Genomic DNA, 22,869 nt, shown 5'->3' on the forward strand with positions numbered 1-22,869 from the left:
TCCCCCGTAACCGCGTCAGGCTTCGTCGGTATCGACAAGCTTCCAGTTCGGGTCGCCGCTCTTCAGCGTGCGGGCGAAGGTCCAGACGTCATGGGTCTCAACCGCATCGCTCAGCGAACCGGCGATGACATGGCCCTCGGCATCGCGCGTGATGGCGGCGATGTCGGCGTCGAAGCGGACGGTGATCCGCGCCTGACGGCCCTCGACCTGGGCGTCGACGATCTTGGCACTGTCGACGCGGATCAGGCGGTTGTCGAGCGTCTGCCCGGCCTCGCGCCGCTGCTCGATCGCTTCGGAGAAGGCGGCCAGCACGTCCGCCTCGACCAGATCGGCCAGCGCGTCCTCATCGCCCTTCCAGAATGCTTCCAGCGTCATGCGATAGGCCGCCTGCGCACCGCCCAGGAACTGGGTCACGTCGAAACCCGGCTCGCCCGAAATCACCGAGCGCAGTCCCTGTTCGGCGCGCGGATCGATGTTGCGGTTCACCACCGCCACCGTTCCCTGTGCGGCCTCCGTCGTGCGCGGCAGCGTCACCGGCAGCGGGCGATCGTCCGCACTGCGCGGCAGCGGCTGCTGTTCATGGCCGGTACGCTTGCCCAGCACGCTGTACAGCCGCAATGCCAGGAAGAGCGCGACCATCGCGAGAAGAACGACGTAGAATAACAACACAGGCGCCTTTCACTATCAGGACCGATATAGGCGCACGGGCCGACAATGAAAACCCGCGCTCCCGACAGAAGAGGGCAAGGTTGAATCCGTGCCTGCCCGCTGCTACGCGCAACGGCCATTGGGCCGAACGCGCGAACCCGCCCTTTCGGTTCCCTACTCCCCTTGATCTCACGCAAGAAGGTATCGACGATGGACGAACAGGGTTTGCCGCAGGGCTTCGAAGCGCCGACCGGCGAGGGCGAGGATGCCGGTCCCGCCGCCGGTCTGATCTCGCAATATGTGAAGGACCTGTCGTTCGAGAACCCGAACGCGCCCGGCATCTATCAGGCGCAAGCCGCGCCGGGCATCGACGTGCAGTTCAACATCGCCGCCAGCCAGGTGGGCGAGGAAGTCCATGAGCTGGTCCTGAAGATCGAGGTTCGCGCCGAGTCCGAGGGCAAGACCGCCTTCATCGTCGACCTGAGCTATGCGGGCCTGTTCGGTTTCCGCAACGTGCCCGTCGATCAGATCCAGCCCTTCATGCTCGGTGAAGCGCCGCGCCTGCTCTTCCCCTTCGCGCGCCGCGTGCTTGCCGATGCGGTCCGTGACGGCGGCTTCCCGCCGCTGATGCTGGAGCCGATCGACTTCGCGCAGCTCTATCTCCAGCAGGCCGAGGCGCAGGCGGGCACCGCCCAGCCCAACACCCCGGAAACCGGCCACGCCTGATCCGGACTGATCGATGAACCTGACCAAGGCGCTGGGCTCGGTCGGCGGGCTGACTCTGGCCAGCCGCGTGCTTGGTCTGGTTCGCGATTCGCTGTTCTTCCGCTTCGTGGGGGCGAATTTCGCTTCCGACGCGTTCCAGATCGCGTTTCGCCTGCCCAACATGTTCCGCGCCCTCTTCGCGGAGGGCGCCTTTTCGGCCGCCTTCATCCCGATGTTCAACCGCAAGGTGGCGGAAGGTGACAAGGACGAGGAAGGGTCTGGTCTGGCGCATGGCCTCGCCTTTGCTGAACATGCATTGTCGGTCCTGTTGCCGGTCCTGATCGTCATGACCGCGCTGGTCGAGCTGGCGGCCTGGCCGGTCACCTGGGTCCAGACCTTCGGCTATGGCAAGGGAAGCCCCGCGCAGTTCGACTATATCGTCCTGCTCAACCGGCTGACCTTTCCCTATCTGCTGTTCATCAGCCTGGTGTCGTTGCTGGGCGGCATCCTCAATTCGCTTCACCGTTTCTGGGTGAATGCGGCCGCCCCGATCCTCCTCAACCTGACGCTGATCGTCGCGCTGCTGTTCTTTCACACGCATGACCCGATGGCGACCGCGCGCAATCAGGCGATCGCGGTATCGGTCGCGGGGTTGCTGCAATTCGTCTGGCTCTGGTGGGCCTGTCGTCGCGCGGGCGTGCGGCTGAAGCTGAGATGGCCCGTCATCAACGACGACGTCAAACGGCTGATGAAGCTGATCCTGCCCGCCGCCGCCGGCGCGGGGGCGGTGCAGATCAATCTGGTCATCTCGACCGCACTGGCCGCACGTTTCCTGCCGGCCGGCTCGGTGTCCTATATCTACGCCGCCGACCGGCTGAACCAGTTGCCGCTGGGGCTGATCGGAATCGGCCTCGGCACCGTCCTGCTCCCTACCGTCTCGCGCCAGCTCGGTGCGGGCCGCGAGGTCGAGGCCATGGAGACGCAGAACCGGGGCATGGAGCTGGCGCTGCTGCTCACCCTGCCCGCGACGGTCGCGCTGATCGTCTGCGGCCAGCCGATCGTCGCCGCTCTGTTCGAGCATGGCAAGTTCACCGCGACCAACAGCTATTATACCGCGCAGGCACTCGCGGCCTTCTCGATCGGCCTGCCCAGCTATATCCTGGTGAAGGTCCTGACCCCCGGCTATTATGCGCGCGCCGACACCCGGACGCCGGTGCGCTATGCGACCTGGTCGATGCTGGTCAATCTGGTGCTCAACCTGATCTTCATCTGGTGGCTGGGGCATATGGGCCCGCCGCTCGCCACCGCGATCGCCTCCACGGTCAACGTCGTGCTGCTCTATCGCACGCTGGCGAAGCGGGGGCATTTCGTCGCGGATGCGCAGTTGCGGCGACGCAGCTGGCGGATGGGCGTGGCCGCGCTGCTGATGGGCGGGGCGATGGCGCTGCTCAACGAACGGTTCCAGCCCTATGTCACCGGCACCAATGTGGAGCGCTGGGGCGCACTCCTCCTACTGGTCGCGACGGGCGTGCTCGTCTATGCGGTGGCCAGTTTCGCCACCGGGGCCTTCCGGGCAGCGGACATCAAGCGGCTCGTTCGCCGCAACTCTTGAGGACCATCATGCGCGTCGTTTCCGGCATCAAGCCCACGGGCAATCTCCACCTCGGCAATTATCTGGGCGCCGTGAAGCAGTGGGTGGCGATGCAGGACGACATCCAGGCCCAGGGTGGCGAGACGATGTACTTCATCGCCGACCTGCACGGCCTGACCGAATGGATCGCGCCCGACGCCATGGCCGCGAACACGATCGAGATGACCGCGACGCTGATCGCGGCGGGCATCGATCCCGAACGCTCGATCCTGTTCAACCAGACCCGCGTGCCGCAGCATAGCGAGCTGGGCTGGCTGCTGAACAATGTCGCGCGCGTCGGCTGGCTGAACCGCATGACCCAGTTCAAGGACAAGGCGGGCAAGAATCGCGAGGGCGCAAGCGTCGGGCTGTACGACTATCCGGTGCTGATGGCCGCCGACGTGCTGCTCTACAACGCCACGCACGTGCCGGTGGGCGAGGACCAGAAGCAGCATCTGGAATTAGCGCGCGACATCGCCACCAAGTTCAACAATGATTACGAGCGCGAGGTCTTCACCCTGCCCGCGCCGCTGATCAGCAAGGCGGCGCCGCGCATCATGAGCTTGCGCGATGGCGCGTCGAAGATGTCGAAGTCGAATCCGTCCGAAATGTCGCTGGTCAAGCTGATCGACAGCGATGAGGTGATCGCGGAGAAGTTCCGCAAGGCCAAGACCGATCCCGACGTCCTGCCCGAGACGCTGGATGGGCTGGAAGGCCGGGCCGAGGCGCGCAATCTGGTCACCATCTATGCCGCCATGTCGGACCGCGAGCCCGCCGACGTGCTGGCGCAGTTCGCGGGCAAGGGCTTCGGTGCGTTCAAGCCCGAGCTGGCGGACCTCGCGGTCGCCACGCTAGGTCCGATCCGCGAGCGCTTGACCCGGCTGCTCGACGATCGTGGCGAGGTGGGGCGCATCCTGGAGCGTAGTGCCGAAAAGGCGCGCGATCTGGCCGCGCCGATGCTGCTCGACGTGCAGCGGACCATGGGCCTGCAAATCTGATGCCCCCCGGCCCCGTCACCCGCATCATGGTGATGGGGCCGCCGGGCAGCGGCAAGTCGACGCTGGCCCGGCAATTGAGCCAACGCCTGGCCCTGCCTGTTTGGCACGCCGATGCGCTGTTCCATGGTCCCGGCTGGGTCGCCCGGCCGAGGGATGCATTCGTCGCCGATCTGGCGGCGATCGCCGCACAACCCCGATGGGCCATCGACGGCAACTATTCCCATGCCCGCTATGGGCCTGCGATGGACGAACGACTGGCGCGGGCGGATCGGATCATCCTGCTCGATCTGCCGCGCCGCGTGACCATGCCGCGTATCCTGCGGCGCGTAGCGCGCCATCGAGGGCAGGTCCGACCCGATAGCGCACCCGGATGCCCGGAACGGCTGGATCTGGCGTTCCTGATATATTGCTGGCGATGGCGACGCACCGTGCGGCCGGGGATCGTACAGCTGCTGGAGGCCGCCGGGGAACGGGTGATCCGCTACGGGCGGGCGCCGACGCTCGCGCGTGTCCTGGCCGATCTGGGGTGAATAGACGAGCGAAGTCGAAGGCCACGCCCCCGCTCCGCTCGGCTGAACCTCAGCCCTCCAGTTCCTTCATCAGCACCCGCACCGCATTGTCGATATCGCGGTCGGTGTCGCGCAGTTCCTCGATCTTGCGCACCGCATAGATCACGGTCGAATGGTCGCGTCCGCCAAACTTGCGGCCGATCTCGGGCAGCGAGCGGGTGGTCAGGCGCTTGGCCAGATACATGGCGATCTGGCGCGGGCGCGCGATGGCGCGGGCGCGGCGGGCCGAAACCAGATCGAGCGGCTTCAATTCAAAATGGCGGCTGACCAGCTTCTGGATCTCATCGATGGTGATCCGCCGCTGCGCGCCCCGAAGCACCTCGCCCAGCGTCGCGACCGCGAATTCCAGATCGATCTTGTCGCCGGTCAGCTGCGCATAGGCAACGACCCGGTTCAGCGCACCTTCGAGTTCGCGGATATTGCCGCGAATCCGCGAGGCAAGCAGATCGAGCACATCGGTCGGAACCTCGATCTCGGGCAGGTCGGCGACCTTGCGGTTCAGAATCGTGCGACGCAGCGTCAGGTCGGGCGCCTTGATGTCCGCGACCAGTCCCGCGCCGAGACGCCCGATGATCCGCGGCTCCACCCCATCGAGCGACTGGGGTGAACGATCGGCGGAAATGACCAGCCGCTTGCCCGCACCCACCAGTTCGTTGACCGTGTGGAAGAATTCTTCCTGCGTCGAATCCTTGCCCGCGATGAACTGAAGATCGTCGATCAGCAGCAGGTCGGCCGAGCGCAGCCGCGACTTGAAGCTGAAGGTATCGCGCGCGCGCATCGCCGCGACGAAATCGAACATGAAGCGCTCCGCCGACATGCACAACACGATCGCATCGGGATGCGACTCGAGAAAGGCATGGGCGATGGCATGCATCAGGTGGGTCTTGCCCTGCCCGGTACCGCCATGGAGGAAAAGCGGGCTGAAACGCGGCGGGCCCGGCTCGGCCAGCGACAGCGCGGCGTTGAACGCCACCCGGTTGGACGAGTCGACCACGAAACGGTCGAAGGTCAGGCGCGGATCGAGCGGCGGACGATCGCTGGGGACGCGAAGCGCAGGCGCCGGGGCGGCCGCGGCGACCGGGCTGGCAGGCTTTGCCGCGGTCCGCGCCGCCGAACGGGTGGCCGGTGCGGGTGCCTCGACGGCAGCGGGGGCCGCCCGCTTACGCGGGGCGGGCTCGGCGAACAGCGATGGCTGCTCGTCATCCTCGACCGGCTGTGGCTGCGGCTGTTCGTTACGAGCGACCACGCGCAACGGCGTGGCTTCCAGCGACTCGGTGGTCAGTCGGGCCACCTTGCTGGGCGCACGGGTTTCGATGAGTACGGCGCGCACCTCTGGCAGCACGGCCTTGAACTCCAGGTGGAGGCGGTCCGCATAATGGCTGCGCACCCAATTGGTCGCGAAAGCCGAAGGAAGCGCCAGGCGGACCGTATCGGGCTCGTCACCCTCGATCAGTTCCATCGGCTTCAGCCACTGGTCGAACAGACGCGCACCCGCCGATTCGCGCAGGTTCGCGCGGACGCGCGCCCAGGCACGAGCCTGGTCCGTCGTCGGTCGCGTTGCCTGCCAATTCGTCACCAGCGCACTCCAATCATGCCGACCGCGATGATGCGGACGGACCCCGTTCCAATCGGCGACAAGAACCCCATGGGCGAATCAAACGGATCCGGCCCGGTTATGCCACTTCGCTATGTCCATGACGCGGTCACGAAGCACCGCTGCTGGGATACCGATTATGAGCCATGACGGGGTCCGATCAAGACCGTGTCCGGCCATAAATCTGAAATAAACCGGATTGACAGGGCAAAGCCCGCAGAATCCCGTCAAACAATCTCATAACTGACTGATATTGCACGGAATTAACCCGAGCCCTCGGATAACCTCGAAAGCCCGAATCACTCGAATCGCGGATTATCCTCGCGTTGCACGAAACGCCGGATGGTTCCCCGAAATCGAGTCCGTAAAAACCCTTAACATGCCTCGCGCGCGCACGAAAAAACCCGCCGGGGGACCGCCCCCGGCGGGTTTCATTCGTCGCGGTAACCGAGAGGCTTTTAGGCCAGCGCGGCGATGCGCTTGGTCAGGCGCGAGAACTTGCGCGCCACAGTGTTCTTGTGAAGCACGCCCTTGGCGACGCCGCGTGCCATTTCGGGCTGCGCCGCGGCCAGAGCGACCGTCGCGGTTTCCTTGTCGCCCGCGGCCAGAGCGGCCTCGACCTTCTTCACGAAGGTACGGATGCGGCTGACGCGGTTGCCGTTGATGACGGCGCGACGCTCGTTGCGACGGATACGCTTTTTGGCCTGCGGCGTGTTCGCCATGAAAACCTCTAAATCTCGATCAAAAGGGATAGCGGCGCGACGCACCAGCTTTGAAGCCGCGCCCCTTACCGGTTGGTGCGCCGTCCGTCAACTGCGCTGGCAGGTGGCGCACCAGAAAGTCGACCGCCCCGAGTCAGTTCGCCGCCGGACGATCGCGCCGCATTCGCAGGCCTCGCCCTCTCGGCCATAGACCCGCCATTCCTTGGAGAAATAGCCCAATTCGCCATCGGGCCGGACATAATCGCGCAGCGACGATCCCCCCGCCAGGATCGCGGCCTCCAGCACGGTTCGGATCGCCTCGACCAACCGCACGAGTCGCGCCCGCGAAATCTGCCCGCCCGCGCGCCCGGGCGTGATCTTCGCCATGTGCAGCGCCTCGCACACATAGATATTGCCGAGTCCCGCGACGATCCGCTGGTCGAGCAGCATCGCCTTGATCGGCGCCGAGCGCCCCTCCAGCGCCGCAGCCAGGTAATCGGCGGTGAAGTCGGGGCCCAGCGGCTCTGGCCCCATAGCGAGGAAGGGCGGATAGCCGGCCAGATCGGCCGTCGGCCAGAGATCGACAAAGCCGAATCGCCGTGGATCGTTCAGCGCCAGCCGCCGCCCTGCCCCCGTTTCCAGCAGCAGATGGTCGTGCGCCAGCGGCTCACCCGGATCTATCCGCCAGCGCCCCGACATCCCCAGATGAAAGACCATGGTGTCGCCGCGATCAGTGTCGATCAGGCCATATTTGGCGCGACGCCCCAGCGCCGTGACCGTCGCGCCCGTCATCCGCTGGCGCAGCTCGGCGGGGAACGGGCGACGCAGGTCGGCGCGGCGCGGCTCGACCAGCGTCAACCGCTCGCCCGCCAGCACCGGCGTCAGGCCGCGCACGGTGGTCTCTACCTCGGGAAGTTCGGGCATCGTCCCTCTGAATGGCTTTCGTCGCCCAAACAGCTAGGTAGCGTTTGCCCCGCCAGCAAGGCCGGGCTAGGGCAATGCCATGAGCGATACCGTCTCCTTCGGCTATGAAGATGTGCCCCGCGACGAAAAGGCCGCCCGTGTCGGCGGCGTCTTCACCAACGTCGCCTCCAAATACGACCTGATGAACGACGCCATGTCGGGCGGCATGCACCGCCTATGGAAGGATCGCTTCGTCCGCCGGGTGAAGCCGCGCGCCAGCGACCAGATCCTCGACATGGCGGGCGGCACGGGCGACATCGCCTTCCGCCTGGCCGAATCGGGCGCGAGCATCACGGTGGCCGACATCAATCCGGCGATGCTGGAAGTCGGCATGAAACGCGCGGCGGAGCGTGGGCTCGACGGCCTGGTCTGGACCGAGGCCAATGCCGAGGTGCTGACTTTCCCCGACAAATTCTTCGACGCCTATACGATCGCGTTCGGCATCCGGAACGTCACCGACATTCCGGCCGCGCTGCGTGAGGCGCACCGGGTGCTGCGGCGCGGCGGGCGCTTCTTCTGCCTGGAATTCTCGACCACCGTCTGGCCGGGCTTCTCGGAAGTCTATGACGCCTATTCGCACAAACTGGTGCCCAAGCTGGGCCAGATGCTGGCGGGCGATGCGGACAGCTATCGCTACCTGATCGAATCGATCCGTCGCTTCCCCGACATGCCGACCTTCGAGGGCATGATCCGCGAGGCGGGCTTTATCGAGACCAAGGTCGAGCCGATCATGGGCGGCCTGGTCGCGATCCATTCGGGTTGGAAGATTTGATGCAGGGACGTCCGGGCGGATTCGCCCTGTGACCCAGCCGGTGGTGCATCTGTGGCGTCTGCTCAAATGGGGGCGGACGCTGGCGCGGCATGGCGCGTTGCGCGGGATCGAGCGCGATCCCAACACGCCCGCGCCGGTGAGGCGGCTGGCGCGTGTCGCCCGGTTCGGTGCGCGCGTGCCTGCCAAGCCCGCCTATGCCGATGCGTTCCAGGCGATCGGCCCGGCCGCGATCAAGCTGGGCCAGACGCTGGCGACCCGTCCCGATCTGGTCGGCGACGATGCCGCGCACGATCTGCTGCGGCTTCAGGACCAGTTGCCTCCCGTCCCCTTCGCGACCATCTGCGCCGCGATGGAGGCCAGCATGGGCCGGCCGCCCTCGCACTTCTTTTCCTCGATCGAGGAGACACCGGTCGGTGCCGCCTCCATCGCGCAGGTGCACCGTGCGGTGACGACCGATGGCCGGACGGTTGCGGTCAAGGTGCTGCGCCCCGGCGTCGAGGAAGACTTCGCCCGCGCCATCGACACCTATCAATGGGCCGCCGCGCAGGTCGAGGGGATGAGCGGCGAGGCCGCACGCCTGCGCCCGCGCCTGACGGTCGAAAATTTCCGCCGCTGGACTCTGCGCGAACTCAATTTCCGGCGGGAGGCGGCCTCGGCCTCCGAACTCGCCGAGGCGATGACCGCCGAGCCCGATTTCATGGTGCCGCAGATCGACTGGGCGCGCTCGACCGCCAAGGTGCTGACGGTCGAATGGATTGACGGTATCAAGCTGTCCAACCGCCAGGCCTTGGTCGAGGCGGGGTATGACCTGCCGCACCTTGCCCAGACGCTGGTCCGCGCCTTTCTGCGCCAGGCGATCGCGGAAGGATTCTTCCATGCCGACATGCACCAGGGCAATCTGTTCGCCCTACCCGGCAACAAGATCGCCGCAATCGACTTCGGCATCATGGGCCGGATCGACCGGCGCGCGCGCGTCTGGCTGGCCGAGATCCTCTACGGCCTGATCACCGGCAACTATAAGCGCGTCGCCGAAATCCATTTCGAGGCGGGCTATGTGCCCCCGCACCACAATGTCGCGGAGTTCGCCACCGCGCTGCGTGCCGTGGGCGAGCCGATGCGCGGACTGCCGGTCAAGGACATGTCGATCGGCATGATGCTGGACGGCCTGTTCTCGATCACCCGCGATTTCGACATGGTGACGCAGCCGCATCTGCTGCTGCTGCAAAAGACCATGGTGATGGTCGAGGGCGTGGCGACCAGCCTCGACCCCGATATCAACCTGTGGGACTCGGCCGCCCCCTTCGTGCGCGAATGGATCCGTACCGAACTCGGCCCCGAAGCGAAGATCGCCGACCGGCTGATCGAGGATGTGCGCACCATCGCTCGCCTGCCGGATCTGGTCCGCCGGATCGAGGCGCGCTACCCCGCGCCGGGCGGCGAGCCCCCCGCTCCCCCGTTGAAGCAGATCGAAGTGGTGCGGATCGGCGGCGGCTGGCGTTATGCGCTTCTTTCGATGCTGTCGGCGGCGGCGGGCGTCGCGGCGACCCTGGCCGTGCTGCGGTGAGGATGCGGGGGTAAGGATGCCGGGCAGCGCGCCCTCCACCCCCTCGCGCCGTACGACGCGACCGCTCTGGCTGGGTCAGCCCGGGCGGCTGTCGACCGTATCGCCAGTGGCTGCGACGGGGATCCTCGCTCTGCTAATCCTGTTCGTGGCGATCGCGATCGGCACGCAAGCCATGGTCGAGCCGGTGGGCGACCATCTGTCGCCCGTGTCGCGCGCCATGCTGGATCATGTCCGGCACGGGCAATCCTTCTATTCGGCCGCGATCGACGCCTTGCGTGAGAATGGCCGGGCATTGCGGCCTGCGCTCATCGCCGTGCCCCTGCCCGCGCTGACCGTGACGCTGGCGGCCCTGCCCGAAATGGTAGGACAGGGGCTGATGGTGATGATGGGCGTGGCGGTGCTGGCGAGTTGGCTGCGTCGGGTCGCACCGGTCATCAGCCATCGCGGTCCCCTGATCCTCGCGGCGATCCTGTTGGCGGCAGGTCTCTATCCGCTGATCGACCGGGCGATGGCGGCCGTGCCGGAGGCGTGGGCGGCGATGCTGATCGCCCTGTCGCTGGTGCAGCGCCGCCCCGAGGGAAGCCTCAGCGCCGTCGCGCTGGGTTTGGCGGCGATGATCCTCAGCCCGGTGGCATTGCTTCACGGCATGGTCATGCTGGCGCTGGCTTGGCAGGCCGAAGCGCGGCGAGAGGCGATCGGCTGGATGGTCGCGCTCGCCATCGCGCTGCTGATATTGGCGGCGCATGCCCATGCGCTGAACGATCTGGTCAGCGCCGCCGATCCCGCCATGGGCTCCCCCTTTTTCGTGCTCGCGCCCGGTAGCTGGGTGGCAAGCCTCGCCTCGATCAACGCTGTCGGTTTCCTACCGATGGTGCTGGTCGTGCCTCTGAGCGCGCTGGCGGCGCTGGGATGGGCGAATTGGCGGCAGGCGCTCGCGCGGCGGGCGGGCATGACGATGCTGGCCTATGGAGTGGCGGCGCTGCTGACCGGAGCCCCGGCGATGATGCTGGGGCTTTCCCCCTTGTTCTTTCTGGGCGTCGTCTTCGCCCCCGATGCGGTACGCGAGCTGATCGTCGCCGCACGCGACCGGCGGCGCATCACCGTGACGCGAGTCGTGCGATGAGCCATATCCTGTTGATCGTCGGCGGCGGCATCGCCGCCTATAAAAGCTGCGAACTGATCCGCCTGCTCCGCAAGAAGGGGCACAGCGTCCGCTGCGTTCTGACCGAGGGGGGCAGCCACTTCGTCACCCCCATGACGTTGGCCGCGTTGTCGGAAAACCAGGTCTTCACCACCCTGTGGGATCTGAAGGACGAAGCCGAGATGGGCCATATCCAGCTTAGCCGCGAAGCCGATCTGGTCGTGGTGTCGCCCGGCACCGCCGACCTGATGGCACGGATGGCGAACGGGTTGGCGGACGATCTGGCGACGACCCTGTTGCTGGCCACCGATACGCCGGTGCTGGTCGCCCCCGCGATGAACGTCCGCATGTGGCAACATCCAGCGACCCAGCGCAACGTGGCACGACTGCGCGCGGACGGGGTGGCGGTGATGACCCCCGACGAAGGCGCGATGGCATGCGGCGAATTCGGCCCCGGCCGCCTGCCCGAGCCGCCCGCCATCCTGGCGGCGATCGAAGCCGCGCTCGCCCCCGCTCTCGGCCCGCTGACCGGGCGGCATGTCCTGGTCACCGCCGGGCCGACGCATGAGCCGATCGACCCGGTCCGCTACATCGCCAACCGCTCCTCGGGCCGACAGGGTTTCGCGATCGCCGGGGCACTGGCCCGGCTGGGCGCGCGGGTGACCCTGGTGGCGGGGCCGGTGGCGCTGGCGACTCCGGCGGGCGTGACGCGAGTCGATGTCGAGACCGCCCGGCAAATGGCGGCCGCGGTCGACGCCGCGCTGCCCGCCGATGCCGCCGTGATGGTCGCCGCCGTCGCCGACTGGCGAGTCGAGGCGGCAGGGCAGAAGGTGAAAAAAGATGGCGGCGCTGCGCCGGCACTTACCCTGGTCGAAAATCCCGACATTCTAGCCGCCGTCGCCTCTTCCCCCAACCGCCCCCCACTGGTCGTCGGCTTTGCGGCGGAGACCGAGAATGTCATCGACCATGCCGTCGCCAAGCGTGCACGCAAGGGCGCCGACTGGATCGTCGCCAATGATGTATCGGGCGATGTGTTCGGGGGGGACGCCAACCGCGTTCACCTGATCACCGCAGATGGCGTCGAAAGCTGGGAGCGGATGGGCAAGGACGATGTCGCCAAGGGGCTCGCGCAACGTATCGCCGATGCGCTACAAGCAAGGCCATGACGCTTGATCCAATCTCCATTGCCGTCAAACGCTTGCCCCATGGCGAAGGGCTCCCGCTTCCCGCTTATGCCACGTCCGGGGCGGCGGGCATGGACGTGGTCGCGGCCGAGACGCTGACCCTGCTGCCCGGCAAGCGCGCCGCCGTCGCGACCGGTTTCGCCATCGCCATCCCGCCGGGTTACGAAGTGCAGGTTCGCCCGCGATCCGGCCTGGCGCTGAAGAACGGCATCACCTGCCTCAACACGCCGGGTACGATCGACGAGGATTATCGCGGCGAGGTGAAGGTGATCCTCGCCAATCTGGGGGACGAATCGTTTGAGGTGGTACGCGGCGAGCGTATCGCGCAACTCGTCCCCGCCCCCGTGCAACGCGCGACCCTGACCCTGGTCGAAGAGCTTGAGGAGACTCAGCGGGGTGCCGGGGGATTTGGATCGACCGGGCGATGATCGCGCTGTCGCTGCTCGCCGCCGTGTTGCAGGCCACCGCACCGACGCCGCCCGCCGCGCCGCCCGTGCCGACGCTTGCCGAGCCGCCGCACGACTGGTCGACCCTCGCGGCGATCACCCTGCCCCCCGCCGGGCCCGAACTGGTGCGCTTCGTTCGCGAGGAAGTCGCCTCCGGGCGTTGCCCGCGAGCGAAGGCCACGGACGAACAGATGGTGCTGGTGGTCCCCCTTGCCGTGCGGGTCGGACCGGACGGCATCGCGAACAGCGTGGTGCCGCTCGCCATCGGTTGCCCGACGGTCGAGCAATATAGCGCGGGCGTGGCGCAGCGGATGATCCGCCACCTGACGCACCGCACGATGATGGCGGGCGATCGCTGGTATCGCACGGTCATCACCTATACATGGCCGGGATGATCCTGACCGACGACGAACTTGCCCGCTATGCCCGTCATATCGTGTTGCGGGAATTCGGCGGCGGCGGCCAGATGCGATTGAAGCAGGCGACCATTGCGGTGATCGGCGCGGGCGGGATCGGATCGCCCGCCATCCAGTATCTCGCCGCCGCCGGGATCGGATCGCTGATCCTGATCGACGACGATGTGGTCGAGCCGTCCAACCTGCAACGGCAGACCATCTTCGCCACCGATGATCGTGGCACCCCCAAGGTCGATGCCGCCGCCGCCCATGTCGCGCGGCTGAACCCGCATGTCGCGGTCACCGTCCACCGCACGCGGGTGACAGCGGACAATGTGGATGCGCTGATCGACGGTGCCGATGTTGTGCTGGACGGCTGCGACAATTTCGCGACGCGGCTGGCGGTGGCCGATGCGGCGCTGGCTAATCGCATCCCCCTCGTCTCGGCGGCGGTGGGACAATTTGAGGGGCAATTGGCGGTCTATCGCGGATGGGAGGCGGACAAGCCCTGTTACCGCTGCTTCGTCGGCGATGCGGCCGATCAGGCGGGGCTGACCTGTGCCGATGACGGGGTGCTGGGACCGGTGACGGGGGTGATGGGCAGCCTTGCCGCGCTGGAGACGCTGCGCGCGGTAGCACCTTTTGGCCGCGACAGCGCGGGCAGCATCCTGATCGCGGACATGCTGACCATGCGGTTCCGGACATTGTCGTTGCCCAAGGACCCCGGATGCCGGTGCCGCCACGCCATCGCGGCGTCGCAGTGAAGGCCGCCCCGCCCCCGTCTCCGCCCCCCGGCTGGCTCGACTGGACCGGAGACAAGAGCTGGATCGGTCAGATCACCGGCCTGCCCGATTCGGCGCTGCATGCGCATTTCGGGATGGCGATCCTAGTGCTCACCGCGCTCGTCCTGCGTCGGGCGCCGTGGGATTGGCGATGCTGGCTGACCGTATTGGCGATCGAGACGCTGAACGAAGCCTATGACCTGCTCCAGCCCTTCTACCCGACGGACGAGGGGAACCTCGCGGCGAGTTGGTCCGACATGTGGGCGACGATGTTGTGGCCCACCGTGATCCTGCTGACCTTCCGCTGGCTCGGTCGGCGCGGCGAGCGGCGGTAGAACTTGCCTCTTCACCATCGCTGAGGCCTGGCGGCGAAGCTTCAAGCTTTCGAAAAGCCACCGCAACAAAAAAGGGGCGGCGACCTATCGGCCCCCGCCCCCCTTTCCAAACACTGAAATCCGATCAGGCGAACAGTGTCTTGGCGAATTCGCGCACTGCGGGACCGATGTCCTCGCGTGCGACGCCCAGCGCCAGATTGGCGGTCAGCCAACCCGCCTTGTCGCCGCAATCGTAACGCTGGCCGTCGAAGGTGAAGCCGTGGAAAGGCTGGTTGCCGATCAGCTTGGCCATCGCGTCGGTCAGCTGGATCTCGCCGCCCGCACCCGGTTCCTGCGCGTCGAGGATCTGCATCACCTCGGGCTGGAGGATGTAGCGGCCGGGGATCATCAGGTTGGACGGCGCCTTGCCCTTGGGCTTTTCGACCAGCGCGGTCACCTCGGTCAGGCGGCCGTCCTGCTTGCCGGGCGAGATGATGCCGTATTTGTCGGTTTCGCTATCGGGCACTTCCAGCGCACCGATCACATTGCCGCCGACCTTGTCATAGGCCTCGACCATCTGCTTCATGAAGCCGCCGACCATCAGTTCGTCGGGCAACAGCACCGCAAAGGGCTCGTCGCCGACGATCTCGCGCGCGCACCACACCGCATGGCCCAGGCCCAGCGGCTCCTGCTGGCGGACATAGACGGGGCTGCCCGGCTTCTGGCGAATGCCGTCGATCACGGCCAGGCTCTTGTCCCGCGCCTTCATCGTGGCTTCGAGTTCGTAGGAAATGTCGAAATGGTCCTCCAGCGCGCCCTTGCCGCGACCGGTAACGAAGATGATCTGCTCGATCCCCGCTTCCAGCGCTTCCTCGACGGCGTACTGGATCAGCGGCTTGTCGACGACGGTCAGCATTTCCTTGGGCATCGACTTGGTCGCGGGCAGGAATCGCGTTCCCAGACCGGCTACCGGAAATACCGCCTTGCGTACTTTCTTGATCGTCATGAAACCTCCCTGGACACGGCCGGCTCTACCGCGATTTTGCGCCGCAACATAGAGCCGCGACGAGCCGATACGGTTAGGATGTCCTTAAAAGCGACAGGATAATAATGCGATCCATGAACCCGGCACCCATCCTCGTCGTCTTTGGAACGCGTCCCGAGGCGATCAAGCTTTTCCCGGTGATCCGGGCTCTCGCTGCGACAGGCGCACCGGTGAGAACCTGCGTGACGGCGCAACATCGCGGCATGCTGGACCAGGTGCTGGCCATTGCCGGGCTGACCCCGGACCATGACCTGGACCTGATGGAACCGGGCCAGTCGCTCGACCGACTGACCGCGCGGCTGCTGACCGGTCTGGGCGAGGTGATGGACGCGATGCGCCCCGCAATGGTGGTCGTCCAGGGCGACACGGCCACCGCCATGACCGGCGCGCTGGCCGCCTATTACCGCAAGATACCGGTCGCCCATGTCGAGGCTGGGCTCCGCTCGGGCGACATCTATCAGCCCTGGCCGGAGGAGGTGAACAGGCGGATCGTCGCACCCATCGCCACGCTGCACTTCGCCCCCACCGAAACCGCCGCCGCCGCCCTGCGCGCGGAGGGGATCGATCCGGCCCATGTCCATGTGACGGGCAACAGCGTGATCGACGCGCTGCACTGGACGCGCGACCGGATCGCCGCCAATCCCTCGCTCGCCGCCGATCTCGACCCGGTGCTGGCGCGGATGGCGGGCAAGCGGATCGTGCTGGTCACCACCCATCGGCGCGAGAATTTCGGCGACGGCATGGCCTCGATCGCACGCGCGCTGCGGCGAATCGCCGAGCGGCCCGACATAGGCATCCTCTTTCCCATGCATCCCAACCCCAATGTCGCGCAGGTGATGGACGAGATATTGGGCGACCATCCCGCGATCGCGCGGATCGCACCACTGGACTATCCGCATTTCGTCCGCGCACTGGACGCCGCGTACATCGTCCTGACCGATTCAGGCGGTGTGCAGGAGGAAGCACCGGCCCTGGGCAAGTCGGTGCTCGTCATGCGCGAGACGACCGAGCGACCCGAAGGCGTGGCGGCAGGCACCGCGCGGCTGGTCGGGACCGATGAGGACCGGATCACCGCCGAACTCTTCGCCCTACTCGACGACCCCGAGCGTCACGCCGCCATGGCGCGCGCCCATAACCCATTCGGGAACGGTGACACCGCCGACCGGATCAGCAGGATCATAAACGATGCCCTTGGACTCTGAGCTTTCGGTCACGGTGATGGGGCTGGGCTATATCGGCCTGCCCACCGCTGCCGTCATCGCCCGGACGGGTGCGATGGTGACGGGCGTCGACGTCACACCCTCGGTGGTCGAGACGATCAATTCGGGCCGTGTGCATATCGAGGAGGTCGATCTGGACGGCCTCGTCTCCGGCGTGGTGGCACGGGGCAGCCTGAAGGCCTCGCTGACCGTCGCGCCCGCCGATGTGTTCGTGATCGCGGTGCCCACGCCCTTCACCGAAGCGCGCCAGCCCGACATCACCTATGTCCTCGACGCCGCCCGCGCGGTCGCACCGGTGCTAAAGACGGGGGATACGCTGATCCTCGAATCGACGTCGCCGGTCGGTACGACCGAGCAGGTGCGCGACCTGATCGCCGGGGAACGCCCCGACCTGAAGATGCCTGGCCTGACGCGAACGGGCGAACAGGCGGACATCGCCATCGCCTATTGCCCCGAACGCGTTCTGCCCGGGCGAATTCTGGTCGAACTGATCGACAATGACCGGGTGATCGGCGGCATCACGCCACGATGCGCGCGCAAGGCGCTGACCTTCTACCGCCGGTTCGTGCGCGGGGCCTGCGTCACCACCACCGCGCGGGCCGCGGAGATGACCAAGCTGACCGAAAACGCCTTTCGTGACGTCAACATCGCCTTCGCCAATGAGCTGAGCCTGGTCGCCGACACGTTGGGCGTCGATGTATGGGAAGTGATCCGGCTGGCCAACCGCCATCCACGCGTCAATATCCTGTCGCCCGGTCCCGGCGTCGGCGGCCATTGCATCGCGGTCGATCCCTGGTTCCTGGTTGCGGCCGATCCCGTCAACACGCCGCTGATCCGGACCGCGCGCGAGGTGAATGACGGCAAGACCGACCATGTCATTGCCCGCGCCACCGCGATGATCGAGGCGCAGTCCCCCGACCGTCCGGTCGCCTGCCTAGGCCTAGCCTTCAAGGCCAATATCGACGACTTTCGTGAAAGCCCCGCGCTCAAGGTCGCGGCGGCGCTCGCCCGGCGATTCGGTGAAAGGCTTCGCATCGTCGAGCCCTATGCAACCAGCCTTCCCCGCGCCTTTGACGGGACCGGCGCTTCCCTAATCGACATCGACACCGCGCTGGAAACTTGCGAGGCGATGGTCGTTCTGGTCGACCACGACCTGTTTCGATCGATCCCCCTGGAGGAGCGGCGCGGCAAGATCGTCTTGGATACGCGGGGGCTCTGGCCCGATCAGGGCTGAGCACGCCTTCGCATTGCATGGGGGGGTGGGGGAGCCTAAGGACAATCGCCTGTTGCGGACATCAGATCATCCATGCTTGCCAAGTTATTGAATCTTCGAAAGCGCACGCCCGATTTCGTGCCAGTCATGACCCCGGGCGTCCGGATCTATGCGGTCGGTGACATTCATGGCCGCCTCGATCTGCTCGACCGGATTCTCGACCAGATCGATTCCGATCATGCCGGCCGTGTGCCGTTGCAGCGTCACATCGTCTTCCTGGGCGACCTGATCGATCGAGGCCCCGATTCGGCGGGCGTGGTCGAGCGGATCAGTCGGCTTGCCGCCTCGGACCGACATGTTCACTGTCTGATGGGCAATCACGAGGAAATCCTGCTTCGCGCGATCGACGGCGACGACAAGGCGCTTCGCCTGTTCTGCCGGATTGGCGGGCGGGAAACCATGATGAGCTATGGCGTGACGGCCGAGCAGTATGAACGGCTCGACTATGCAGAGGTCCATGAGCGGCTGAACGCCATCGTCCCCGCGGCCCACCAGCATTTCCTGTCGAATTTGAAGGAGATGTTGATCATGGGCGATTATGCCTTCGTCCATGCCGGTGTCCGTCCGGGCATCCCCTTCGCCGAGCAGAAGATGGCCGAGACCCGTTGGATACGCGATCCCTTTCTCGACCACCGGGCGCCGATGGAGAAGATGGTCGTCCACGGCCACACGGTTGCTGATACGGCAGAGATTCTGCCGCACCGCATCGGGATAGATACCGGCGCCTATCAAAGCGACCGGCTGACGGCCCTGATGCTGGAAGGCACCGAGCAGGTTATTTTCTCTACTTAAGGCCTCTTTACCGGGCCGAAACGATTGCCGGGGCATTCCGTTTGCCGGCAAAGCACAGTATAGCCGCGCGGCGGTGAAGTAATGTTGCATTGCCGCACCAGTGTGGGAGCATAACTGTCCCATACTCGTTGGTGGGGTTGCCATGTACCGGTCTCCGTGCCATGGCCTCACTGGCATATCTTAAGGGAGTTCGACATGCGTCTTGGGAAGTTTCTCGTCGCCGCTGCCGCCGTTTCGATGACCGTCGCTCCGGCGATGGCTGCGAACCCGGCTGCCAGCCTCTCGGTTTCGAAGTCGGTTCGCGCTTCGGCTCCGGCCGCCAAGAAGAACGGCCTGGCCGGCGGTGGCATCCTGGTTGCGGTTCTCGCAGCTGCTGCCGTTGTTGCGGGCATCGTTGTGGTCGCCGATTCGGACGACAGCAACTAAGTTGCTCCAGCCTCACGGCTGAAAGGAATAGCGGCCTTCGGGCCGCTATTTTTTTGCCCTGAGACGATGACCCGAGGCAAAAGATTGCTCCGTTTGGCGCGGAACGCCGTGCGTGGCCGTGGGCGACCGAGAGGTCGGGAAGGGTCGCACGCATCGGGCGCGATCCGACATTCGACAGGCCAGCCTTCAATCCTGCCCTTCAGCGACAGATAATCGCACGATGTACGCAGGAGAAGCGTCCTGAGGCGTCGTGACCAACGAACGACACGGCACCGGATCGAAAGCGCCCTACCCCGAGGCACCCTGCTGCCGGACGATCATGATGGTTCAGCCAGATTGGAAGCCCGTCCGATCTCTCGACCGCAACGGCTTCCCGACAGGCATAGGCTCCTTGCTGCGGCGGTAGGAATGGCATCGATGTCGATCGGCCCTCCCGCCGTGACAGCCCCGCCTTCCGCGGCGACATGCTCTCAACGAAAAATCGCCGAAGTCCTGGTGAGGACTCCGACGATCGCATTTCGGTCTGTCAGCCCCCTGGACGGAGCCTATCGATCAGCGGGGTGACGGCGCGCCGGGAACGCCGCCGGGGGCCCCACCGGGGATTCCGCCCATCATCGACTGCTGCGCCTGCATCTGCCGAAGCACCGACTCGGGAATGAAGTCGAGCAGCTCGACGTCGAACACCAAAGTCGAATTGGCCGGGATCTTATCGTTCGCCTGGGCACCATAGCCGATCTGCGGCGGCAGCCAGAAACGATATTTCGCACCCTTGGGCATCAGCTTCAGCGCTTCCGCGAAGCCGGGCAGAACACCCGCCAGCGGCATCGGAGCAGGCTGTTGCGACTTGTCGAAAACGGTGCCGTCGATCAGACGACCGGTATAGTTGACCAGCGCCACATCGGTTGCGGTCGGATGGGCACCGCCCTGACCCGGCTGGATCACCTTATATTGGAGACCCGACGCCGTGGTCACAACGCCCGAACCGCGCGCCTCGCGCAACAGCGCGGCATCGCCCTGCCGCGCAAGCAGCGCCGCCAGCACGATCGCAGCGACCACCGCAACCCATATCCAGACCAGATAGGAACGCCGGACGGGACGAAGGGGAACAGCGGTTACGGACATGCCAGCTTCTCGCTCTGTGCGTGGGCGTTGGTCGGAGCGATCAAGAGAAAGCCCCTAAAGCGCGGAAAGCCGACCCGCCGGAACGAATCGGCAACCATCCGGTCGAGCACTATTCCCCCGCCGATGACGGCAGCGGGACGGTCGCTCGACCGATCGGCCTATTACCGTGCGCCGTCGCGCTCGGCGCGCTTGCGCTCCAGCTTGCGGGCGCGACGCACCGCGGCCGCACGCTCACGAGCGCGCTTTTCCGACGGCTTTTCATAGTGGCGACGGAGCTTCATTTCGCGATACACGCCTTCACGCTGCAGCTTCTTCTTGAGCGCGCGGAGGGCCTGATCCACATTGTTGTCGCGAACGATGATCTGCATAAAAACGAATTGCTCCGGCAAAACAGGATAAAGCGGCCGCAGAATACTGTGGCCGCATCGTTGGGCGCTCCTAGCAGCGCGGTCGGCTGAATACAACCCGTTGGATCGCAATTCGCTCCCGCCCGCACCCCGGTGCAACGAAATGAACGCCGATGTCATGTCCCAGCCATGCTGCCGTGATGCGGGGACTCTTATGGATGCTCTCGTCCGGCCACCTCCCGTACGCCGGACACCCTGACATGTTCATGGGCCTTTCAGGCCTGGGAACGAAACAGACGCGATGCCTCCCCTGTCATCGCGTCGGCCCCGGTCCCGCTTCCACCGGACCGGGGCCCCCTTTCGGGGCGAAGCAGACATGGCTAAGGCACAGGCCATGACCGCGTCCCACAACCCGACGACCCCGCTGATCCTGTACAACAGCCTGACCCGCGCGACGGAGACGTTCCGGCCGATCGATCCCGCGAATGTCCGCGTCTATTCCTGCGGCCCGACCGTCTATAATTATGCGCATATCGGCAATTTGCGTGCCTATGTCTTCACCGACACGCTGTCGCGCGTGCTGCGGTGGAAGGGCTGGCCGCTGACCCATATCATCAACATCACCGATGTCGGGCATCTGACCTCGGACGCGGATGCGGGCGATGACAAGATGGAGGCTGCCGCGAAAAAGAGCGGCCAGGACATCTGGGCGATCGCGGACCATTATACCCGGGCTTTCAAGCAGAATTTGAAGGATCTGGGCATCGCCGACCCGTCCCGCTTTCCGCTGGCGACCGACCATGTTCCGCAGATGATCGAATTCGCCAAGGCGATCGAGGCCAAGCATTGCTACCGCCTGCCCGACGGCCTGTATTTCGACGTGACGACGGTGCCCGATTATGGACGCCTGGCGCGTCATCAGGACGACGAAGGCGAAAGCCGGATCGATCCGGTCGCGGGCAAGCGGCACCCTGCCGACTTCGCCATCTGGCGCGCCTCCGCACCGGGCGAACATCGCCAGATGGAGTGGGACAGCCCGTGGGGCCGCGGCGCACCCGGCTGGCATCTGGAATGCTCGGTGATGAGCAAACAATATCTCGGTGCGCAGTTCGATATCCATACCGGCGGCATCGATCACCGCGAAATCCATCATCCCAATGAGATCGCGCAGAACCAGGCGCATGAATGCTCGGCCGAGACCGGCGCGAACATCTGGATGCACAACAACTTCCTGGTCGACCGGACCGGCAAGATGTCCAAATCCTCCGGCCAGTTCCTGACCCTCCAGACGCTGATCGATCGCGGTTTCCACCCGCTCGCCTATCGCCTGATGTGCCTTCAGGCCCATTATCGGTCGGAAATGGAGTTTGGCTGGGACGGCCTGGCCGCCGCGCAGGTACGGCTGAAGCGACTGGTCCAGACGGTCGAGGGGCTGCGCGCCCGCGCCGATGCCCCCGAAAAGGGCGACGCCACCGCCTATCGCGAACGACTCGACACCGCGCTGTCGGACGACCTGGCGACGCCGCGCGCCCTGCCGGTGCTGGACGAAATGCTGAGCGACAAGAAGCTCTCGCCGGGTGTACGGCTGGCGGCGCTGGCCGACTTCGAAGCGACGCTCGGCCTGCCCCTGACCACGCTGACCCGCGCCAACCTGCGCATGCGCCCCAAGGATGCGACCTTGGACGAGGCGACCATCGAATCGCATCTGGCCGATCGCCGCGCCGCGCGGGCGGATAAGGATTTCGCCCGGTCGGATGCGATTCGCGACACGCTGCTCGCCGCCGGGGTCGAGGTGATGGACGGCGATCCGCTGGGTTGGGACTGGAAGCCCGCGCCGTCGGAGGGGTGAGCCCCCCTCCCCCGGCTATTTCGAGATCAGCGTCGTCCGCGCGGTGACCGCATCCTCAGGCCGATGAACAGCACGGTCGGCCAGAACATGGTGTTGGCGATGTCGCCCAGCGTGTCCGTCCAGCGCCACGACCCGTAATGCAGGCGGTCGAGTATCTCATTGGCCGCTTCCGCCAACGCGACGCAGGCCAGCGGGATCGGCGTCGCCAGCGATTTGCGGGTCAGGATTCGCGCCAGGAACAGCACCGCCATGCCCGCATGAACGTGCAGCAGGCTATCGGCCATGCCGGTTCCGTCACCGACCCATTGGATGAAGTCGGCATAGCGTGCGGGAATATCCATGATCGCGCCCTTGCCGTGCATCAGAGCCGGAGACAATCCCTATCCCCC

Annotated in this window: 25 protein-coding genes; 17 read left to right on the top strand and 8 right to left on the bottom strand. The window is 65.9% G+C overall.

Features of this window, described 5'->3' with window-relative positions; all coding sequences use genetic code 11:
• Nucleotides 1-15: 15 nt before the first annotated feature.
• Nucleotides 16-666 carry a Tim44/TimA family putative adaptor protein gene (locus NZL82_RS12885; RefSeq protein WP_261270149.1) on the bottom strand — a complete coding sequence of 217 codons (651 nt, stop codon included), beginning with the start codon at nucleotides 664-666 and terminating at the stop codon, nucleotides 16-18.
• A gap of 192 nt (nucleotides 667-858) precedes the next feature.
• Here NZL82_RS12885 and secB point away from each other — a divergent pair, with 192 nt between their 5' ends.
• Genes secB through NZL82_RS12905 form a run of 4 tightly spaced genes read left to right on the top strand, consistent with a single transcriptional unit; the run spans nucleotide 859 to nucleotide 4,511 of the window.
• Nucleotides 859-1,374, top strand: a complete 516-nt coding sequence (secB, locus tag NZL82_RS12890; RefSeq protein WP_261270204.1) for a protein-export chaperone SecB — start codon at nucleotides 859-861, stop codon at nucleotides 1,372-1,374.
• A gap of 13 nt (nucleotides 1,375-1,387) precedes the next feature.
• A complete protein-coding gene (gene murJ / locus NZL82_RS12895) occupies nucleotides 1,388-2,965 on the top strand; it encodes a murein biosynthesis integral membrane protein MurJ (protein WP_261270150.1) in 1,578 nt (525 codons plus the stop codon).
• Between the two features lie 8 nt (nucleotides 2,966-2,973).
• Complete coding sequence (gene trpS, locus NZL82_RS12900) at nucleotides 2,974-3,981, top strand: tryptophan--tRNA ligase (protein ID WP_261270151.1); 1,008 nt, start codon at nucleotides 2,974-2,976, stop codon at nucleotides 3,979-3,981.
• Nucleotides 3,981-4,511 (top strand): topology modulation protein, encoded by a 531-nt coding sequence (locus NZL82_RS12905; RefSeq protein WP_261270152.1) that lies wholly within the window; start codon nucleotides 3,981-3,983, stop codon nucleotides 4,509-4,511. The genes trpS and NZL82_RS12905 overlap by 1 nt, the downstream gene beginning before the upstream one ends.
• A 49-nt stretch (nucleotides 4,512-4,560) precedes the next feature.
• On the opposite strand, the gene dnaA is transcribed toward NZL82_RS12905, so the two are convergent.
• From dnaA to mutM, 3 genes are all read right to left on the bottom strand, one after another.
• Nucleotides 4,561-6,126, bottom strand: a complete 1,566-nt coding sequence (gene dnaA, locus NZL82_RS12910) for a chromosomal replication initiator protein DnaA (protein ID WP_261270153.1) — start codon at nucleotides 6,124-6,126, stop codon at nucleotides 4,561-4,563.
• Nucleotides 6,127-6,602: 476 nt separating this feature from the next.
• On the bottom strand, nucleotides 6,603-6,866 hold the full coding sequence (gene rpsT / locus NZL82_RS12915; protein ID WP_007404699.1) for a 30S ribosomal protein S20: 264 nt from the start codon (nucleotides 6,864-6,866) through the stop codon (nucleotides 6,603-6,605).
• 87 nt (nucleotides 6,867-6,953) lie between these two features.
• Nucleotides 6,954-7,769 carry a bifunctional DNA-formamidopyrimidine glycosylase/DNA-(apurinic or apyrimidinic site) lyase gene (gene mutM / locus NZL82_RS12920; protein ID WP_261270154.1) on the bottom strand — a complete coding sequence of 272 codons (816 nt, stop codon included), beginning with the start codon at nucleotides 7,767-7,769 and terminating at the stop codon, nucleotides 6,954-6,956.
• Between the two features lie 79 nt (nucleotides 7,770-7,848).
• On the opposite strand from mutM, the gene NZL82_RS12925 reads away from it, so the two are divergent.
• From NZL82_RS12925 to NZL82_RS12960, 8 genes are read left to right on the top strand one after another with little or no spacing between them, the layout of a single operon-like run.
• Complete coding sequence (locus NZL82_RS12925; RefSeq protein WP_261270155.1) at nucleotides 7,849-8,580, top strand: class I SAM-dependent methyltransferase; 732 nt, start codon at nucleotides 7,849-7,851, stop codon at nucleotides 8,578-8,580.
• A 28-nt stretch (nucleotides 8,581-8,608) separates the two neighbouring features.
• Complete coding sequence (gene ubiB, locus NZL82_RS12930) at nucleotides 8,609-10,144, top strand: 2-polyprenylphenol 6-hydroxylase (protein WP_261270156.1); 1,536 nt, start codon at nucleotides 8,609-8,611, stop codon at nucleotides 10,142-10,144.
• A 16-nt stretch (nucleotides 10,145-10,160) separates the two neighbouring features.
• Nucleotides 10,161-11,267 (top strand): hypothetical protein, encoded by a 1,107-nt coding sequence (locus NZL82_RS12935; RefSeq protein WP_261270157.1) that lies wholly within the window; start codon nucleotides 10,161-10,163, stop codon nucleotides 11,265-11,267.
• Nucleotides 11,264-12,451 carry a bifunctional phosphopantothenoylcysteine decarboxylase/phosphopantothenate--cysteine ligase CoaBC gene (gene coaBC, locus NZL82_RS12940; protein ID WP_261270158.1) on the top strand — a complete coding sequence of 396 codons (1,188 nt, stop codon included), beginning with the start codon at nucleotides 11,264-11,266 and terminating at the stop codon, nucleotides 12,449-12,451. The genes NZL82_RS12935 and coaBC overlap by 4 nt, the downstream gene beginning before the upstream one ends.
• Complete coding sequence (gene dut, locus NZL82_RS12945; protein ID WP_261270159.1) at nucleotides 12,448-12,897, top strand: dUTP diphosphatase; 450 nt, start codon at nucleotides 12,448-12,450, stop codon at nucleotides 12,895-12,897. Before coaBC ends, dut begins: the two co-directional genes overlap by 4 nt.
• Entirely contained in the window at nucleotides 12,894-13,310 is a 417-nt protein-coding gene (locus NZL82_RS12950) for a hypothetical protein (RefSeq protein WP_261270160.1), read from the top strand. Before dut ends, NZL82_RS12950 begins: the two co-directional genes overlap by 4 nt.
• A complete protein-coding gene (locus tag NZL82_RS12955) occupies nucleotides 13,307-14,074 on the top strand; it encodes a molybdopterin-synthase adenylyltransferase MoeB (RefSeq protein WP_261270205.1) in 768 nt (255 codons plus the stop codon). The genes NZL82_RS12950 and NZL82_RS12955 overlap by 4 nt, the downstream gene beginning before the upstream one ends.
• Complete coding sequence (locus NZL82_RS12960) at nucleotides 14,038-14,427, top strand: hypothetical protein (protein WP_261270161.1); 390 nt, start codon at nucleotides 14,038-14,040, stop codon at nucleotides 14,425-14,427. Before NZL82_RS12955 ends, NZL82_RS12960 begins: the two co-directional genes overlap by 37 nt.
• 124 nt (nucleotides 14,428-14,551) lie before the next feature.
• Here NZL82_RS12960 and galU read toward each other — a convergent pair whose 3' ends face one another.
• Entirely contained in the window at nucleotides 14,552-15,412 is an 861-nt protein-coding gene (gene galU / locus NZL82_RS12965) for a UTP--glucose-1-phosphate uridylyltransferase GalU (RefSeq protein ID WP_261270162.1), read from the bottom strand.
• A gap of 113 nt (nucleotides 15,413-15,525) precedes the next feature.
• On the opposite strand from galU, the gene wecB reads away from it, so the two are divergent.
• From wecB to NZL82_RS12985, 4 genes are all read left to right on the top strand, one after another.
• Nucleotides 15,526-16,653, top strand: coding sequence for a non-hydrolyzing UDP-N-acetylglucosamine 2-epimerase (gene wecB, locus NZL82_RS12970; RefSeq protein ID WP_261270163.1), 1,128 nt, complete (start codon nucleotides 15,526-15,528; stop codon nucleotides 16,651-16,653).
• The gene (wecC, locus tag NZL82_RS12975) at nucleotides 16,637-17,905 is read left to right on the top strand and encodes a UDP-N-acetyl-D-mannosamine dehydrogenase (protein WP_261270164.1); all 1,269 of its coding nucleotides are present in this window, start codon (nucleotides 16,637-16,639) and stop codon (nucleotides 17,903-17,905) included. Before wecB ends, wecC begins: the two co-directional genes overlap by 17 nt.
• A gap of 126 nt (nucleotides 17,906-18,031) precedes the next feature.
• Complete coding sequence (locus tag NZL82_RS12980; protein WP_261270165.1) at nucleotides 18,032-18,736, top strand: metallophosphoesterase family protein; 705 nt, start codon at nucleotides 18,032-18,034, stop codon at nucleotides 18,734-18,736.
• 195 nt (nucleotides 18,737-18,931) lie between these two features.
• Nucleotides 18,932-19,162: a hypothetical protein gene (locus NZL82_RS12985; protein WP_261270166.1), complete on the top strand. Its 231-nt coding sequence runs from the start codon at nucleotides 18,932-18,934 to the stop codon at nucleotides 19,160-19,162.
• 552 nt (nucleotides 19,163-19,714) lie between these two features.
• On the opposite strand, the gene NZL82_RS12990 is transcribed toward NZL82_RS12985, so the two are convergent.
• Nucleotides 19,715-20,284, bottom strand: coding sequence for an FKBP-type peptidyl-prolyl cis-trans isomerase (locus tag NZL82_RS12990; RefSeq protein ID WP_261270167.1), 570 nt, complete (start codon nucleotides 20,282-20,284; stop codon nucleotides 19,715-19,717).
• A gap of 161 nt (nucleotides 20,285-20,445) precedes the next feature.
• Nucleotides 20,446-20,652: a 30S ribosomal protein S21 gene (rpsU, locus tag NZL82_RS12995; RefSeq protein ID WP_007404630.1), complete on the bottom strand. Its 207-nt coding sequence runs from the start codon at nucleotides 20,650-20,652 to the stop codon at nucleotides 20,446-20,448.
• Nucleotides 20,653-21,025: 373 nt separating this feature from the next.
• On the opposite strand from rpsU, the gene cysS reads away from it, so the two are divergent.
• Nucleotides 21,026-22,480, top strand: coding sequence for a cysteine--tRNA ligase (gene cysS, locus NZL82_RS13000; RefSeq protein WP_261270168.1), 1,455 nt, complete (start codon nucleotides 21,026-21,028; stop codon nucleotides 22,478-22,480).
• A gap of 26 nt (nucleotides 22,481-22,506) precedes the next feature.
• On the opposite strand, the gene NZL82_RS13005 is transcribed toward cysS, so the two are convergent.
• Complete coding sequence (locus NZL82_RS13005; protein ID WP_261270169.1) at nucleotides 22,507-22,857, bottom strand: hypothetical protein; 351 nt, start codon at nucleotides 22,855-22,857, stop codon at nucleotides 22,507-22,509.
• Between the last annotated feature and the right edge of the window lie 12 nt (nucleotides 22,858-22,869).

The sequence above is a fragment of the Sphingomonas sp. LC-1 genome (assembly GCF_025371035.1).
GTDB lineage: Bacteria > Pseudomonadota > Alphaproteobacteria > Sphingomonadales > Sphingomonadaceae > Sphingomonas > Sphingomonas sanguinis_E.

Excerpts from the sequence above, each read along its gene's own strand:
- NZL82_RS12950 (WP_261270160.1), top strand. The coding sequence starts at position 12,894 with ATGATCGCGCTGTCGCTGCTCGCCGCCGTGTTGCAGGCCACCGCACCG.
- trpS (WP_261270151.1), top strand. The coding sequence starts at position 2,974 with ATGCGCGTCGTTTCCGGCATCAAGCCCACGGGCAATCTCCACCTCGGC.
- wecC (WP_261270164.1), top strand. The coding sequence starts at position 16,637 with ATGCCCTTGGACTCTGAGCTTTCGGTCACGGTGATGGGGCTGGGCTAT.
- coaBC (WP_261270158.1), top strand. The coding sequence starts at position 11,264 with ATGAGCCATATCCTGTTGATCGTCGGCGGCGGCATCGCCGCCTATAAA.
- rpsU (WP_007404630.1), bottom strand. The coding sequence starts at position 20,652 with ATGCAGATCATCGTTCGCGACAACAATGTGGATCAGGCCCTCCGCGCG.
- mutM (WP_261270154.1), bottom strand. The coding sequence starts at position 7,769 with ATGCCCGAACTTCCCGAGGTAGAGACCACCGTGCGCGGCCTGACGCCG.
- NZL82_RS12905 (WP_261270152.1), top strand. The coding sequence starts at position 3,981 with ATGCCCCCCGGCCCCGTCACCCGCATCATGGTGATGGGGCCGCCGGGC.
- NZL82_RS12955 (WP_261270205.1), top strand. The coding sequence starts at position 13,307 with ATGATCCTGACCGACGACGAACTTGCCCGCTATGCCCGTCATATCGTG.
- NZL82_RS12985 (WP_261270166.1), top strand. The coding sequence starts at position 18,932 with ATGCGTCTTGGGAAGTTTCTCGTCGCCGCTGCCGCCGTTTCGATGACC.
- NZL82_RS12990 (WP_261270167.1), bottom strand. The coding sequence starts at position 20,284 with ATGTCCGTAACCGCTGTTCCCCTTCGTCCCGTCCGGCGTTCCTATCTG.
- NZL82_RS12935 (WP_261270157.1), top strand. The coding sequence starts at position 10,161 with ATGCCGGGCAGCGCGCCCTCCACCCCCTCGCGCCGTACGACGCGACCG.
- secB (WP_261270204.1), top strand. The coding sequence starts at position 859 with ATGGACGAACAGGGTTTGCCGCAGGGCTTCGAAGCGCCGACCGGCGAG.
- rpsT (WP_007404699.1), bottom strand. The coding sequence starts at position 6,866 with ATGGCGAACACGCCGCAGGCCAAAAAGCGTATCCGTCGCAACGAGCGT.
- galU (WP_261270162.1), bottom strand. The coding sequence starts at position 15,412 with ATGACGATCAAGAAAGTACGCAAGGCGGTATTTCCGGTAGCCGGTCTG.
- cysS (WP_261270168.1), top strand. The coding sequence starts at position 21,026 with ATGACCGCGTCCCACAACCCGACGACCCCGCTGATCCTGTACAACAGC.
- NZL82_RS12960 (WP_261270161.1), top strand. The coding sequence starts at position 14,038 with ATGCCGGTGCCGCCACGCCATCGCGGCGTCGCAGTGAAGGCCGCCCCG.
- murJ (WP_261270150.1), top strand. The coding sequence starts at position 1,388 with ATGAACCTGACCAAGGCGCTGGGCTCGGTCGGCGGGCTGACTCTGGCC.
- NZL82_RS12925 (WP_261270155.1), top strand. The coding sequence starts at position 7,849 with ATGAGCGATACCGTCTCCTTCGGCTATGAAGATGTGCCCCGCGACGAA.
- wecB (WP_261270163.1), top strand. The coding sequence starts at position 15,526 with ATGAACCCGGCACCCATCCTCGTCGTCTTTGGAACGCGTCCCGAGGCG.
- dut (WP_261270159.1), top strand. The coding sequence starts at position 12,448 with ATGACGCTTGATCCAATCTCCATTGCCGTCAAACGCTTGCCCCATGGC.
- NZL82_RS12980 (WP_261270165.1), top strand. The coding sequence starts at position 18,032 with ATGACCCCGGGCGTCCGGATCTATGCGGTCGGTGACATTCATGGCCGC.